The sequence below is a fragment of the Aurantiacibacter zhengii genome (assembly GCF_003584125.1).
Taxonomy (GTDB): Bacteria; Pseudomonadota; Alphaproteobacteria; order Sphingomonadales; family Sphingomonadaceae; genus Alteraurantiacibacter; species Alteraurantiacibacter zhengii.
In genome coordinates this window covers 57,730-70,148 of sequence record NZ_QXFL01000003.1, presented here as the reverse complement: position 1 = coordinate 70,148, position 12,419 = coordinate 57,730, and the positions used below count along the sequence as shown (strand labels likewise).

Annotated in this window: 17 protein-coding genes; 9 read left to right on the top strand and 8 right to left on the bottom strand. The window is 63.7% G+C overall.

The window, feature by feature from the left end; genetic code table 11:
* The first annotated feature begins 28 nt into the window (after positions 1-28).
* The 5 genes from hpf to D2V07_RS07410 all read left to right on the top strand — a co-directional run bounded on the left by hpf (position 29) and on the right by D2V07_RS07410 (position 2,874).
* Positions 29-598 carry a ribosome hibernation-promoting factor, HPF/YfiA family gene (gene hpf, locus D2V07_RS07430; RefSeq protein ID WP_119586294.1) on the top strand — a complete coding sequence of 190 codons (570 nt, stop codon included), beginning with the start codon at positions 29-31 and terminating at the stop codon, positions 596-598.
* Between the two features lie 134 nt (positions 599-732).
* Complete coding sequence (locus tag D2V07_RS07425) at positions 733-1,194, top strand: PTS sugar transporter subunit IIA (protein WP_119586292.1); 462 nt, start codon at positions 733-735, stop codon at positions 1,192-1,194.
* Complete coding sequence (locus tag D2V07_RS07420) at positions 1,181-1,654, top strand: PaaI family thioesterase (RefSeq protein ID WP_119586290.1); 474 nt, start codon at positions 1,181-1,183, stop codon at positions 1,652-1,654. The genes D2V07_RS07425 and D2V07_RS07420 overlap by 14 nt, the downstream gene beginning before the upstream one ends.
* A 7-nt stretch (positions 1,655-1,661) precedes the next feature.
* Positions 1,662-2,003 carry a DUF1491 family protein gene (locus D2V07_RS07415; protein ID WP_119586714.1) on the top strand — a complete coding sequence of 114 codons (342 nt, stop codon included), beginning with the start codon at positions 1,662-1,664 and terminating at the stop codon, positions 2,001-2,003.
* 205 nt (positions 2,004-2,208) lie between these two features.
* The gene (locus tag D2V07_RS07410) at positions 2,209-2,874 is read left to right on the top strand and encodes a cell wall hydrolase (protein ID WP_233548290.1); all 666 of its coding nucleotides are present in this window, start codon (positions 2,209-2,211) and stop codon (positions 2,872-2,874) included.
* Positions 2,875-2,953: 79 nt separating this feature from the next.
* Here D2V07_RS07410 and xth read toward each other — a convergent pair whose 3' ends face one another.
* From xth to D2V07_RS07395, 3 genes are read right to left on the bottom strand one after another with little or no spacing between them, the layout of a single operon-like run.
* Positions 2,954-3,736, bottom strand: a complete 783-nt coding sequence (gene xth, locus D2V07_RS07405; protein WP_119586288.1) for an exodeoxyribonuclease III — start codon at positions 3,734-3,736, stop codon at positions 2,954-2,956.
* A 10-nt stretch (positions 3,737-3,746) separates the two neighbouring features.
* The gene (erpA, locus tag D2V07_RS07400) at positions 3,747-4,076 is read right to left on the bottom strand and encodes an iron-sulfur cluster insertion protein ErpA (RefSeq protein WP_119586286.1); all 330 of its coding nucleotides are present in this window, start codon (positions 4,074-4,076) and stop codon (positions 3,747-3,749) included.
* 43 nt (positions 4,077-4,119) lie between these two features.
* On the bottom strand, positions 4,120-4,548 hold the full coding sequence (locus D2V07_RS07395; RefSeq protein ID WP_119586284.1) for a CBS domain-containing protein: 429 nt from the start codon (positions 4,546-4,548) through the stop codon (positions 4,120-4,122).
* 126 nt (positions 4,549-4,674) lie between these two features.
* Between D2V07_RS07395 and D2V07_RS07390 the strand changes: the two genes are divergently transcribed.
* A complete protein-coding gene (locus D2V07_RS07390) occupies positions 4,675-5,019 on the top strand; it encodes a hypothetical protein (RefSeq protein WP_119586282.1) in 345 nt (114 codons plus the stop codon).
* A gap of 12 nt (positions 5,020-5,031) precedes the next feature.
* Here D2V07_RS07390 and D2V07_RS07385 read toward each other — a convergent pair whose 3' ends face one another.
* The 4 genes from D2V07_RS07385 to D2V07_RS07370 all read right to left on the bottom strand — a co-directional run bounded on the left by D2V07_RS07385 (position 5,032) and on the right by D2V07_RS07370 (position 8,076).
* Positions 5,032-5,340, bottom strand: coding sequence for a (2Fe-2S) ferredoxin domain-containing protein (locus D2V07_RS07385; protein ID WP_233548289.1), 309 nt, complete (start codon positions 5,338-5,340; stop codon positions 5,032-5,034).
* Between the two features lie 68 nt (positions 5,341-5,408).
* Positions 5,409-5,888, bottom strand: a complete 480-nt coding sequence (locus D2V07_RS07380) for a DUF2497 domain-containing protein (protein WP_119586280.1) — start codon at positions 5,886-5,888, stop codon at positions 5,409-5,411.
* An 11-nt stretch (positions 5,889-5,899) separates the two neighbouring features.
* The gene (locus tag D2V07_RS07375) at positions 5,900-7,426 is read right to left on the bottom strand and encodes a TolC family outer membrane protein (RefSeq protein ID WP_119586278.1); all 1,527 of its coding nucleotides are present in this window, start codon (positions 7,424-7,426) and stop codon (positions 5,900-5,902) included.
* Between the two features lie 2 nt (positions 7,427-7,428).
* On the bottom strand, positions 7,429-8,076 hold the full coding sequence (locus D2V07_RS07370; protein ID WP_233548288.1) for a protein-L-isoaspartate O-methyltransferase family protein: 648 nt from the start codon (positions 8,074-8,076) through the stop codon (positions 7,429-7,431).
* Positions 8,077-8,233: 157 nt separating this feature from the next.
* On the opposite strand from D2V07_RS07370, the gene D2V07_RS07365 reads away from it, so the two are divergent.
* The 3 genes from D2V07_RS07365 (at position 8,234) to D2V07_RS07355 (ending at position 11,790) form a co-directional block, all read left to right on the top strand.
* Complete coding sequence (locus tag D2V07_RS07365; protein ID WP_119586276.1) at positions 8,234-9,760, top strand: fumarate hydratase; 1,527 nt, start codon at positions 8,234-8,236, stop codon at positions 9,758-9,760.
* 99 nt (positions 9,761-9,859) lie between these two features.
* Positions 9,860-11,047, top strand: a complete 1,188-nt coding sequence (locus D2V07_RS07360; RefSeq protein ID WP_119586274.1) for a sensor histidine kinase — start codon at positions 9,860-9,862, stop codon at positions 11,045-11,047.
* Positions 11,044-11,790: a LytR/AlgR family response regulator transcription factor gene (locus D2V07_RS07355; protein WP_119586272.1), complete on the top strand. Its 747-nt coding sequence runs from the start codon at positions 11,044-11,046 to the stop codon at positions 11,788-11,790. The genes D2V07_RS07360 and D2V07_RS07355 overlap by 4 nt, the downstream gene beginning before the upstream one ends.
* A gap of 92 nt (positions 11,791-11,882) precedes the next feature.
* Here D2V07_RS07355 and D2V07_RS07350 read toward each other — a convergent pair whose 3' ends face one another.
* On the bottom strand, positions 11,883-12,209 hold the full coding sequence (locus D2V07_RS07350) for a UrcA family protein (protein ID WP_119586270.1): 327 nt from the start codon (positions 12,207-12,209) through the stop codon (positions 11,883-11,885).
* Positions 12,210-12,419 lie beyond the last annotated feature (210 nt).

Genomic DNA, 12,419 nt, shown 5'->3' with positions numbered 1-12,419 from the left:
CGAACGATTTTAGAAGGAGCAAAGCCCCATGGATATTCGCGTGTCTGGACATCAGGTCGATACAGGTACCGCACTGCAGGAGCACGCTTCCGAGCGTCTCGAGAACATTGTCGACAAGCATTTCAGCCGCGCGCTTTCATCCACGGTCACCTTCGGCAAGGCCCCTGCCAGCGGATTTGCGGCCGACATCGTGCTGCACGTGAACCACGGTCTGATCCTGAAAAGCCACGGGCAGGCGCAGGATGCGCACCTCGCCTTCGACCAGGCAGCAGAAAAGATCGAGAAGCAGCTGCGCCGCTACAAGCGCCGGCTGAAGGATCGCCACGAGCAGGCCTCCCATGCAGCCAAGGAAGAGGAAGCGGCCTACACCATCTTCGCCTCCGAAGAGCCCGCAACCGAGGAAGAGGCTGGCGAGGAATCACCGCCGATCATCGCCGAAACCCGTATCGACGTGCCCGAAGTCAGCGTTTCGGACGCCGTAATGCTTCTCGACCTGCGCCATACGAACGCCCTGTTCTTCAAAAATGCTGGCACCGGGCGGCATAATATGGTCTATCGCCGCGAAGACGGGTCGATCGGGTGGGTCGAACCGTCCTGATCGCACTTGCGTCCAGAGCCATATTGGGGCGACGCTTCCAGCGATCTTTCTAGGGAGAGGTGTTGTTTGCACCGGACAGTGCGCGTGGCCGCGCGCTGCCCCTTGGACGGAACCAATTTGAGTTTTTCAGTACCATGGATTCGATTTTCTTGATGAAACCGGAATCGGTCTGCGTGACGCAGGCCGATAGCAAGGACGGCATCCTGCGCCAGCTCGCCGAACTGTTTGCCGGGGCATTCTCGCTCGATGCGGATCAGGTTCTCGAGCACCTCGAGGAGCGCGAGAAGCTGGGCAGCACCGGTTTCGGTCGCGGCGTGGCAATCCCGCATGCCCGCATGCCCGATCTGGGCCGTCCCGTTGCCGCCCTGCTCAAGCTGGAGCGCCCGGTTGAGTTCAATGCCGCCGATGGCCTGCCTGTCGATCTCGTGTTCGGCCTGCTCTCCCCTGCCAATAGCGGGGCTACCCATCTGCACGCCCTGGCCGCGATTTCGCGGCTGGTCCGCGACGAGGGTGTGCACGACGCGCTGAGCGATGCGCCCGATGCCGAGGCCCTCTACGGCGTACTGACCAATGTGACGGATCGTGACGTCGCCTGAGGCCGCTGACAGGGGCGGCGCTGCCAGCCATTTTCGCGCTTTGGAGAATCTCTACGCGGCAGCGCCGGTGAATGCGCTGTTCCGCTCGCATCTCGACATCCTCGAGGCGGGCCGTGCGCGCATCACTTTCATCGCCGACGAGAAATACTTCCACGCGGCGGGGGCCACCCACGGAACGCTTTATTTCAAAATGCTGGACGACGCCGCGTTCTACGCCGCCAATTCGCTGGTATCGGACCGTTTCCTGCTCACCACGGGCTTCAACCTGCATTTCACCAAGCCCCTGCGCACCGGCAAGGTCATTGCCGAAGGCAAGTGGATCAGCGGAAAGCGGCGGGTGTTCATTGCCGAGGCGCACCTCATGGACGACGAGGGTGACGAGATCGGCCGCGGGACGGGCACGTTCATGCGCTCGCACATCGCCCTTTCAGGTCTCGATGGCTATCGCCAGCCCGAGTGACCGCGGAGTGGACGATCGCATCCCCGCCCACCTCGAGGTGACCGGCCTGATCCGCGCTGTAGAGGGCGCTGGCGGTTTCGGCATGGTACTTTCCAAAGGTGAGCGCACAGCAGGAACGGTGATGGTAATCTGTTGCAATCGCGCCACTCCGGCGCGGGCCTACGAGCGGATGCCACAGCTCGACGGAACGCGGAAATGGGTGCTCTCGAAAGAGCAAGACCCTGAAAATCCACATGATTTCTCGGAATGGTATCAACGCCGCGGTGCGCAGGACGACGACCTTTGGGTTGTTGAGCTGGATATCGCGAATGCAGAGCGTTTCATTGATGTTGCACTGCACAACGGTTGACATCTGACGTTCGCGGGCTATTTGCCCCGCAGCTTTCCGACAGCGTAGGTTGACTGGCACCGCAATAAGGCGGTGGCTTTCGGCGCGCAGACGGGGGGATGACCGGCAGGTCCTTCTTGGACGGAGCGCGGACGACGAGCGGTAAATATCAAACCGCGTCCGCAGGCCTGTTTCGTGTCTCTCACCGCCGTAAGTAACGGGTTAGATGAAATTTATCAGCAAGCGGACCGGGGCCTTCGCCCTGGCCACGATGATTTTCGCCGCGAGTTTTGGCACCGCTCTGAATGGTGCCGTCGCCCAGGACGCAGAGCCCGTAGCGCTCGCAACGGTCCAGGCAGAACAGAACAACACCCAGGCGCCGGATGCCGCTCCGCAGGTTCGCTTCGTAATGAACGAAGTGGTGCAGGAACTGCCCGAGCAGCCGGAAGATCCCGAAATTCAGGCCAGTGATGCCGCATCCTTGCGCGAGCTGGTCGGCCACGTCGACACGAGCGACACGATGTCGCGCGAGATGATGTGCCTTGCCCAGGCGGTTTACTTCGAATCGCGTGGTGAGCCGCTGGATGGTCAGCTGGCCGTGGCCCGCGTGATCATCAATCGGGCCGAGAGCAGCGCCTTCCCCGACGACTATTGCTCGGTCGTGACGCAGCGTTCGCAATTCTCGTTCGTTCGCGGTGGCCGCATTCCGGAGCCGAACCGCGGAACCTCCGCATGGACGCGCGCGAAGGCCATCGCCCGCATTGCGCACCGCGAGTTGTGGGAAAGCCCCGCCGACGATGCGCTGTATTTCCATGCCAGGCATGTCAGCCCTCGCTGGGCCGGTCGCCTTACGGCCCGCGCCACGATCGAGAACCACGTCTTCTATCGCTGATTGCGACTTGCGGGCGCGCTACGGCGCGTTCGTGAGCGCTGGTCTCGCCCGGTAGCTGTGCCGCCGCGTGCTGGCCGGGCTACTTCAGTTCTACCCAGACCGGCGTGTGGTCGCTGGCCTTTTCGCGGCCACGGTATTCCTTGTCGACGCCCGCGGCGACCATGCGGTCCGCCGCCTCGGGCGAGAGCAGCAGGTGATCGATGCGAAAGCCGTGATCGCGCTGCCAGGCCCCCGCCTGGTAATCCCAATACGTCCACACGCCGCCGCGCGGGTTGAGCGTGTCGATGGCATCGGTCCAGCCATCTGCCAGCAGCCGGGCGTAGGCATCGCGCGATTCGGGTTGCATCAGCGCATCGCTGGCCATCGCCTTTACCGACCAGACATCCTTGTCCTCCGGAATGACGTTGAAATCGCCTAGCACCACTGTCGGCTGCTCCAGCGCAGAGAGTTCGGCCATCCGGGCGCGCAGCCGCTTCATCCACGCCAGCTTGTAATCGAACTTCGGGCCCGGGTGCGGATTGCCATTGGGAAGGTAGAGGTTGCACACGCGCACGCCGTTCACCTCTGCTTCCAGGTAGCGCGCCTGTTCGCCCTCCCCTTCCTTCGGACCGTCGATGCCCAGCCCGCGGTGGGTCTCTACCGGCTCAACACCGTCCGCCAGGATGGCGACGCCGTTGAAGCTTTTCTGGCCGTGCCAGATCGCCTTGTAGCCGATGTCCTCGAATTCGGCGGCGGGGAAGCCCTCGTCCTGGGTCTTGATTTCCTGCAGGCAGGCGACCGCGGGCCGGGTTTCTTCCAGCCATTCCTTGAGGCGCGGCAGGCGCGCCTTGATTCCGTTGATATTGAAGCTGGCGATTTTCATCGCCGTAACCTTAGATGCCGAACGAACTTCCGCAACCGCAACCTGCCGCGGCATTCGGGTTTTCCACCCGGAACGCGGCACCGCCCAGCGATTCGACGTAATCGACCGTGCAACCGGCCACCAGATCGAGACTGACGGGATCGACCACCAGCTTCACGCCATCGGTCTCGCTCACGGCGTCGTCCGCTTCCGGCGCGTCATCCAGGTCGAACTTGTACTGGAAGCCGGAACAGCCCCCACCTTCGACCGACAGGCGCAGGACGGCCGGTTTGCCTTGCTTCTGGGCGATCAGGCCCACGCGTGAGGCGGCGGCTTCGGTGAGGGTGAGTGAACTGGTCATTCCCGCAATGTAGTGCCGCTACGCCCCGCTCTCAAGCGTGCGATCATGCCGTGGTGATGTAATCGCGCATCTGTTGGGCCTCGGCCTCGATGATTTCCATGCGGTGTTTCACCAGGTCGCCGATGGAGACGAAGCCGGCCATGCGGCTGCCGTCCATCACCGGCAGGTGGCGGATACGCCGCCGCGTCATCAGCGAAAGCGCCTTCAGCACGCTTGTATCCTGATCGATGGTGATGGCCGGTGATGTCATCACCTCACCCACTGGACGATTCAGCACGTCGGCTCCATCGCGGGCCACACAATAAAGCAGATCGCGTTCGGAGAAGATCCCCGCGATCCCGTCTCCATCCATGACCGGCAGGGCCCCGATGCGCTTGTCCGTCAGCAGCTTTGCTGCGAGCAGCACCGAATCCTGCGGCGTGCACGAAACAATGGTGTGATCGCGATTCGCGATGATCTTCGCTACGGTCATTCGGCCTCTCCTCTGGTCCTGCGCTATCCCGGACTCGTCGCGATTGTGCCACGAGAGGGCGGGTCTGGGCAAATCGCCGCGCAATCGGCGTTGCCAGACTGGTCCAAGACGGGCATGTGACCTCGAATGGCCAAGCCTTCCCCCCTCGACAATCCGGAAAACGCCGCCTTTGCCTGGGCGCGATACCGGCGACTGATGCGCCTGATGATGGGCATCACGCTGGGGACGGTCATCATTGCGATGGCGGTGATCTACACCCAGGTGGACGATGTTTCGCCGCATTTCTTCATCGCTACGGCGCTCGGCATCGGGTTCTCGATGCTGCTGATGAGCGCGCTGATGGGGCTGGTGTTCCTGTCCAGCGGCACCGGCCATGACGACGCGGTCGAAAACGATCTCGATACGCTCGATCCGTCCGCGAAACAGGCCGATCGCCGCACGATGGGCTGGAAGGACGGGGCAGAGCGCTAGGCGCCCGCCGCGTCAATCATCCGCTGGCCGGAGCCGATACTCCTCGACCGGCTGGCCGCCTATCAGGTGCTGCTGGATAATCTGCTCCAGCACTTCCTGCGTGCAGGAATGATACCAGACACCTTCGGGGTAGACGACAGCAACCGGACCGGCGGCGCAGATCTGCAGGCAATCGGCCTTGCTGCGCTGGACTTTCCCCGGACCGACGAGATCGAGTTCCTTCAAGCGCTTTTTCAGATAGTTCCATGCCGGTTCCCCGACCTTGGGCACACAGCATTTCGCCTTTGTGGGCAGCGCGCACAGGAAGATGTGGCGTTCCACCGAAGCCCCGCCGGTTTCGGCGAGCTTCTTGCGCGCCTTCGCCAGGCGCCTAGGACTGGCGGGCTTGCTCAGCGCGTTTTTCCTGCGATCCGGGCGATCTCGGCCTTCACCAGCCGTTCGACAATCTCGGGCAGGTTGGCATCCAGCCATTGCGCCAGCATCGGACGCATCATCTCGCGCACCATGCCTTCGAGCGACGTTTCACCGGTGCGGACGATCTGCGGCCTTGCCGGTGGATCGGACAGCATGGCAAGAGCGGCCAGCGACTGGCGCATGGCCTCGGCGGCCCGGTCCGTCGTCAGGCCCTCGCCAGCCCCGTCACTGTCCTCGATCAGGGACTCTTCGCCATCGTCCTCGCGCAGGGCGGAGCCGATAACGCCCAGGTCGAGCACGTCTTCGTCCTTTGGCTTGTCGTCCTCGTTGCGGGAAACCAGGCCTTCGCGGCGGCGCGCTTTCGTCGCCTGTGCCGCTTCGCTGTTGTCACGCGCGATCACCCGCTTGATCGAATCGAGGATTTCTTCGACCGAGGGTTCGCCTTCCTGCCGCATTCAGTCCCTCCCTACGGGTTCGTCTCGGGCGTTTCCAACGGCGGGGGTGCCGTGTCGGAATAATCGATGATTTCCGTGTCGAATTCCTCGAGCGGATTTTCGTCGACAACTTCTCCATCGGCAGCCGGTATGTCAACGGTGCGCGAACTGGTGGCGACCGGTTCGGGATCGCGCTGCCAGTCCCAGATGATGTCACGGACGCGGTCGTAATTGTCCACCGGATCGTAAAGCACACCCTCTTCGCCAAGGCCGAGGTCACGCGCCTCTGCCTTGCCCATGGCGGCTAGCAGGGAGAAACCGGCGACGTAGGCGTTGCGACGGGCCGTAACGAGCTGCACCTGCGCGCGCAGCAATTCCTGCTGGGCATCGAGGATATCGAGCACGGTGCGGTTGCCGACCGTGTTCTCTGCCCGCACGCCCTCGAGACTGAGGGCCGCTGCATCCACCGCGGCCTGGCTCGATGCGATGATGGCAAGCGCGGCCCGCCAGCTGGAATAGGAAGCCCGCACCTGGGCGATAACATTGCGTTCGGTCGCGATGACCTGTTCGAGCGCGGCCTGCGCCTGCGCTGTTGCCTGGCGCTGCTGCGCAGCCACCCGGCCACCTTGGAAGAGCGGCAAGGTCATCCGCACACCGGCCTGGATGCCAAGGTCGTCCTGATCGGCAGCCGCGCCCGAGCCGGGAATTGTGGTGCGCGAGCCGAGGAAGTTCGTGTAACCGGGGCCGCCAACCACTTCGAACCGGGGAAGCCGCCCTGCCCCCGCTACGGCGATGTCATATTCCGAGGCATCGGCGCGCTGCTGGGCCGCGATCAGGTCGGGATTGTTATCCAGCGCCACGGCCACGGCCTGCGCCGGGCTGTCTGGAAGGCCGGGGAGCGGCGGCGGAGGCTCGAGATCGGTCGGCGCTTCACCGACCAGTTCGATATAGGTTTCCCGTGCCTGCACCAGGTTGGCCCGCGCGGTGCGAAGGTCGCCGCGCGCCAGGGCCAGCCGGCTTTCGGACTGCGCCACGTCGGTACGGGTAAGATCGCCGATCTGGAACCGGTCGCTCGTCGCCTCGAGGTTGACGCTAAGCACTTCGACGTTGTTGGCCGAGAGAGTGACCAGCGCCTCGTTGAGGATAACGTCCATGTAGGCGGCAACCACGCGGGTGAAGAGACCGCTCTCGGTCCCTCGCAAATCGGCGCGGCCTGCATCTACCCGCTCCTCTGCGGCGCGGATACCATTGCGCACCGCCCCGCCCTGGTACAACGGCACCCCAAGCGAGAGATTCGCGGTGGCCTGGCGGGCCGCAACGCCCGTACCGCCGGTGATAAACTCGGTATAGCCGCCCGTCGTGTCGAGCGAGGGTAGCCGGGCAGAGCGCTGGATCACGACGTTTTCGTCCGTTGCGCGCAACTGCGCCCGCGCTGCTTCCAGCGAGGGATTGTCGAAATAGGCCTGGGCCAGTGCTTCCTTCAGCGTGTCGGCTGAAGCGGGGGCCGCCAGCAGGCCGACACCCGCAAGCGCGGTCGCCAGCCTAAGGGTCTTGCGCATCTTCAGAAACTCCAGCCTTTCGGCTTATCGAATTCGTGCAGCTGCGGAATGCCGAGATCATAGACCGGCATCAGCGATACGCCGCTGTCGGTCTTGCGGCCCACGGCCATGCGGGTGACGCCGTTTGTCACCATGCCGGTCACGATCCGGGCGCCGTCGGCCAGCCGCTTCGCCAGGGCTGCGGGGATCTCCTCCACCGCTCCGTCGATCACCAGCAGGTCCGCGCCTTTTCCCTTGGTGCCCTTGCCCACGGCCTCTTCGGGAGAAATGACGGTCAGTTCTGCCACCAGCGGGCGGAACAGTTCCGCCAGATAGCCCGATCCCGCATCGACCACGATGGCCTTTTCATCGCCTGCGGGCTGCGCTTCTTCCAGCGTCTTGCCCTGCACTAGCGGCGCAGGCAGCCAGGCGCCGTTTTCCAGCCGGATCGCGCGATCGACGTAGGCGACGCCCTTGCTGGCGACGGGCACGTAATCCTCGCGCGCGACCTGGCCCATGCGCCGGATGACGAAAGGCGTGTTCACGCCGCTGGTGCGCAGCTGGCTGTCGATCATCGCGCGGCGGGCGCGGTGCTGGCCGGTGTTCGGAATGGTGTTGGCGGCTTCTGCTGAATCGAGCGGATCGGAAATCACGGCTGGAATCTCTCGCATTTGGTGGACGGCAAGTGCCTTAGGGATTGCGGGCGATGCGGGCAATGGCCTGCGTTGTCGCAATTCGTCACGCTGCCATCGGGGGTCGACGAAAGCGTTTTGACGAACGGGGCCCCGCGTGACTATGGCGAAGCCGATCAAGAGGAGTGCATAATCGATGAGCGACATGGTGACGATCCGCGAAGAAGACCTGATCGAGACGGTCGCCGACGCGCTGCAGTACATCTCGTACTATCATCCGATGGATTACATCCAGGCACTGGGAGAGGCCTACAAGGCCGAACAGGGCCCGGCAGCCAAGGATGCGATCGCCCAGATCCTGACCAACAGCCGCATGTGCGCCGAGGGACACCGCCCGATCTGTCAGGATACCGGCATCGTCAACGTCTTCCTGAAGTGGGGTCAGGACTGCCGCCTCGAATCGGACAGGAGCCTGCAGGAGGTCGTCGATGAAGGCGTGCGCCGCGCCTATACCAACGAGAACAACAAGCTGCGCGCCTCCATCCTTGCCGATCCCGCCTTCACCCGCCGCAACACGCGCGACAACACGCCTTGCGTCCTGTCGGTGGAGATGGTGCCGGGCAAGACCGTGGGCGTGGACGTGGCTGCCAAGGGCGGGGGCAGCGAGAATAAGTCCAAGTTCAAGATGATGAACCCCAGCGACAACATCGTCGAATGGGTGCTGGAGCAGATTCCCTCGATGGGCGCTGGCTGGTGCCCGCCGGGCATGCTGGGCATCGGCATCGGCGGCACGGCAGAGCATTGCATGAAGCTGGCCAAGCAAAGCCTGATGGACCCGATCGACATGGCGCAGCTGAAACAGCGCGGCGCGCAGACCGATATCGAGCAGCTGCGCATCGACATATTCGACGCGGTGAACGCGATGGGCGTCGGAGCGCAGGGGCTGGGCGGGCTGTCCACCGTGCTCGACGTGAAAATCCTCGACTGGCCGTGCCATGCCGCGGGCAAGCCGGTTGGCATGATCCCCAACTGCGCCGCCACCCGTCACGCCCACGTCACGCTGGACGGCAGCGGCCCCGCCTACCTGCCGCAGCCCGACCTCGACGCCTGGCCCGACGTGCAATGGGAACCCGATGCAGAGGCACGCCGCGTCGATCTCGACAACCTGACGCCGGAGGAAGTCGGCAGCTGGAAGAACGGCGATCGCCTGCTGCTGAACGGCAAGATGCTGACCGGGCGCGATGCCGCGCACAAGCGTATCAAGGACATGCTTGATGCAGGGGAGGAACTGCCCGTCGATTTCAAGGGGCGGGCTATCTACTACGTCGGGCCGGTGGACCCGGTGATGGGCGAAGTCGTCGGCCCCGCCGGGCCCACGACGGCCACCCGCATGGACAAGTTTACCGAAATGATGCTCGATCAGGGGCTGCTCGCCATGATCGGCAAGGCCGAGCGCGGTGCCGACGCGGTGGACGTGATCAGCCGTTTCAAGGTCGCCTACCTGATGGCCACCGGCGGTGCGGCCTACCTGGTGGCGCGTGCGATCAAGGAATCGAAAGTTGTCGCTTTCGAGGACCTGGGCATGGAAGCCATCTACGAATTCACGGTAAAGGACATGCCGGTGACCGTCGCCGTCGATGCCGAGGGTAACAACGTTCACACGCTCGCTCCGCTGCACTGGCGCGAGAAGATTCGCGAAGAGGGCCTGCTCGGCACGAAGTAGCGATCGCGCCGAACTTGTGATCGACCAATGACACAGTGCTTTCGATGGAAACCACTGCGCCTACTGGTCGCGCCAATACCCGTGAGCTAGACCGGCGGGATGGAACCTGCTGACAAGCAAGAGACGCTTACCTCGCGCGTGCCGTTCAAGACGGTGCTCGCCTCGATCTTCGGATTGTGGGCGACCTATTTCGTGATCGTCACCCTGCGGGCCGAATTGCTGGAGATGGATTTCGCCGACCAGATGATCTGGTTGCGCCTGCTTTCCGTTGCGCTCGGCGTCCTCATCACCTGCGGCCTGTGGGTCATGCTGCGCCCGTTCGACCCGAGGCCGCTGTGGGTGAAGATAGCCGCAGCACTGCTGCTTGCCATGCCTGCCGCCCTGCTTTGCGCCCAGGCCAACACGCTGATCTTCGCCGACATGCAAAGTGCGCTGAATGACAAGGTCCTGCAGGAATTTGCCGAGGCGCGGGGCCTGGACGGGGAAGGCGGGCGCGAGGCGCTGATGACCGAGCTTTCCGACCTGGTGACGATGGGCCCGTACCAGCAGTTGATCGAGATTGCCTTCAGCCGATATTTCCTGCTGCTTGCCTGGTGCGCACTGTACCTTGCCCTGCTGACCGGTGAAAAGGCGCGCGATGCGGAGCGGCGCGAACAGCAGTTCCGCAACGCCGCCAAGGCGGCCGAGCTTCAGAGCCTGCGATACCAGGTGAACCCGCATTTCCTGTTTAACACGCTCAATTCGCTGTCTGCGCTGGTGCTGACCGGCAAGACCGAGGCGGCGGAGCGGATGATCCAGACCATCAGCGTCTTCTATCGCCGCAGCCTGGCCGACGACACCACGTCCGACGTGCCGCTGCGCGAAGAGATCCACCTGCAAAAGCTGTACCTCGAGATCGAGGCGGTGCGCTTCCCGCTACGCCTGCAGACGCATTACGACATACCCGCCGAGCTGGAGAATGCCCTGGTGCCTGGCATGATCCTGCAACCGCTGGTCGAGAATTCGGTGAAGCACGCGGTGGCCCCTTCGTCGGGCCAGGTGACCATCACGCTCAGCGCGCGGGAAGAGTATGACCGGCTGGTGGTGACGATTTCCGACAACGGACAGAGCGCGGAAGACCGCGACGATACGCGCCCGGGTTTCGGCATCGGCCTCAGCAACGTGCGCCAGCGGCTGGAAGCGCGCTTCGGCAATGAGGCGACCGTCGTCTCCGGCCAGGTGCCGGGCGGCTATGCCACACACCTGCGCATGCCGCTGAAACGGATCAAGGAGAGGGTAGCAGCGTGACGAGCAACGACAACGGAACCCTGCGCACGCTGATCGTGGACGACGAACCGCTGGCGATCGAGCGGATGCAGGTCCTGTGTGCGGAAATCCCGCACCTGCAGGTGATCGGCACGGCCAGTGACGGCGAATCCGCTCTCCGCCTGTCGGAGAAGCTGAACCCCGACCTGCTGCTGCTCGACATGACGATGCCCGGCAAGGACGGGCTACAGGTAGCTGCCGAAGCCGGTAAAATGGACACGCCGCCAGCCGTCATTTTCGTGACCGCGCACGAGAACTTCGCTGTCGAAGCCTTCGATCTCGAAGCTATCGATTACGTGCTTAAACCCGTCGCGACGGAGCGGCTGGAGCGTGCCATCGAGCGCGCCCTGGCACGAAAGGCGCGGCGCGCGGGACAGGCGGAGGGCGAGAGCGACTGGCTCGGCGAATTCTGGGTGCCGCACCGGTCCGAACTGCTGCGTATCGACGCGAGCGAAGTCTATCGCATCGATGCAGAGCGCGACTACGTGCGCCTCCACGTGGGCGAAACCAGCTACCTGCTACTACAGACGATTGCGGGTCTGGAAGAAAAGCTGGATCCGGAGAAATTCATCCGCATCCATCGCTCCACCATCCTGCGCCGCGATTTCATTACCGGCCTGAAGCACGAAGGGCTGGGCGTGTGGTGCGCCGAATTGGCCGATGGCAAGGAACTGCGTATCGGGCGCACTTATCTGAAAAAGGTAAAGGCCATGGCGGGCCGGTGATGGCCGCTAATATTGCGGCGCTTGACTCACGAGCATGAAAAAGGGCGCCTCCGCCTGGCGGAAGCGCCCCTGATGCAGGTGCGGAAGGCCGATCAGCTGACGCGCTGCGCGTCTTCGACGATCTGCGCGAACTGCCGGTCAAGCTGGCGCTTGGCAGTGCGGTAGCACTGCCGCGTCTCGCGGCTGGGTATGCGGCTGCCCAGTTCGACTTCGCCGAAACCGCACACTTCCCTCGCTGCGCTGTCGATCCGGCGATCCAGTTCCCTGACGCCTTCGGCGGTGGAAAGGTCCAGATCGGCGTGACTGACGCTCGCGGCGCGTGTTTGCTCATCCTGGGCGGATACACCGGTTGCTGCCAGCGTCATGGCGGCAGCGGCCAGAGCACTGCCGATCAGGCTGTTGGTTGAACGGGTTTTCATCGCTTGCTTCCTCCTCCTCGAATCCCAGTATCGTCATTCTTGGGGGGTCGCACCGCAGCCGGTGGGACTGGAACAGCTGCGGTGCGATTACGGATGTAGCCCTGTTCGCCGCCGAGCGCTGCAAAGGGTCGACCTGTGCGCATGAGCAGTCGACCAGCAGGCGTGTGTCCTGACCAACGCCATACACGGCTCCACCAACGACCAATTGCG

Coding starts and splice junctions, on each gene's coding strand:
- hpf (WP_119586294.1), top strand. CDS start 29: ATGGATATTCGCGTGTCTGGACATCAGGTCGATACAGGTACCGCACTG.
- D2V07_RS07425 (WP_119586292.1), top strand. CDS start 733: ATGGATTCGATTTTCTTGATGAAACCGGAATCGGTCTGCGTGACGCAG.
- D2V07_RS07410 (WP_233548290.1), top strand. CDS start 2,209: ATGAAATTTATCAGCAAGCGGACCGGGGCCTTCGCCCTGGCCACGATG.
- xth (WP_119586288.1), bottom strand. CDS start 3,736: ATGAAAATCGCCAGCTTCAATATCAACGGAATCAAGGCGCGCCTGCCG.
- erpA (WP_119586286.1), bottom strand. CDS start 4,076: ATGACCAGTTCACTCACCCTCACCGAAGCCGCCGCCTCACGCGTGGGC.
- D2V07_RS07395 (WP_119586284.1), bottom strand. CDS start 4,548: ATGACCGTAGCGAAGATCATCGCGAATCGCGATCACACCATTGTTTCG.
- D2V07_RS07390 (WP_119586282.1), top strand. CDS start 4,675: ATGGCCAAGCCTTCCCCCCTCGACAATCCGGAAAACGCCGCCTTTGCC.
- D2V07_RS07380 (WP_119586280.1), bottom strand. CDS start 5,888: ATGCGGCAGGAAGGCGAACCCTCGGTCGAAGAAATCCTCGATTCGATC.
- D2V07_RS07375 (WP_119586278.1), bottom strand. CDS start 7,426: ATGCGCAAGACCCTTAGGCTGGCGACCGCGCTTGCGGGTGTCGGCCTG.
- D2V07_RS07370 (WP_233548288.1), bottom strand. CDS start 8,076: ATGCGAGAGATTCCAGCCGTGATTTCCGATCCGCTCGATTCAGCAGAA.
- D2V07_RS07365 (WP_119586276.1), top strand. CDS start 8,234: ATGAGCGACATGGTGACGATCCGCGAAGAAGACCTGATCGAGACGGTC.
- D2V07_RS07360 (WP_119586274.1), top strand. CDS start 9,860: ATGGAACCTGCTGACAAGCAAGAGACGCTTACCTCGCGCGTGCCGTTC.
- D2V07_RS07350 (WP_119586270.1), bottom strand. CDS start 12,209: ATGAAAACCCGTTCAACCAACAGCCTGATCGGCAGTGCTCTGGCCGCT.